Raw genomic sequence first — 549 nt, 5'->3', positions numbered from 1 at the left:
GCATCATCCGGCCACCTGTTTCGGTATCGTCCGGCCAGTTTGTTCTTCCTTCGTTTTACGAACTTTGGCATAACAGTTTTTTAACTGTTTGTTGGAGTACTCATGACACGTAAGAAGAAAATGGTAAGGACAGATATGCACACTTATCTGGATATATTCCGCCTTAAATTCGAAGCCCGATTAAGTGATCGGCAAATTTCGCAGGCTCTTAATATTGGCCGGGCGACCATCAGTGATGTGGTTATCCGCTTCAACAATTTAGGACTGAGTTGGCCGCTTGCAGCGGATCATCCCCTCGACACCCTCGACAAACAGTTATTTCCTGGCCGCGATTACAGTACGCAACGGGTATTGCCGGTGTGGGCGCAGATGCATATTGAGCTGCGCAGGAAAGGCGTAACCAAACTGTTGTTATGGCAGGAGTACCAATCAGAGCATGGCAGTAAAGCCCTTGGCTACACGCAGTACTGCGAGCATTATCGGCGCTGGTGCGCCGTGCAAAAACGCTCTATGCGGCAACATCACGAAGCCGGTGATAAGCTGTTTATC

Annotated in this window: 1 pseudogene; it reads left to right on the top strand. The window is 49.2% G+C overall.

The annotated features are described in order from the left end of the window. Positions 1-102 precede the first annotated feature (102 nt). Positions 103-549 (top strand): annotated as a pseudogene (locus tag VT06_RS17205) (IS21 family transposase); the annotation flags it as partial.

The organism is Arsukibacterium sp. MJ3 (assembly GCF_000987765.1).
GTDB lineage: Bacteria > Pseudomonadota > Gammaproteobacteria > Enterobacterales > Alteromonadaceae > Alishewanella.
This window is presented reverse-complemented; position numbering and strand designations above follow the sequence as displayed.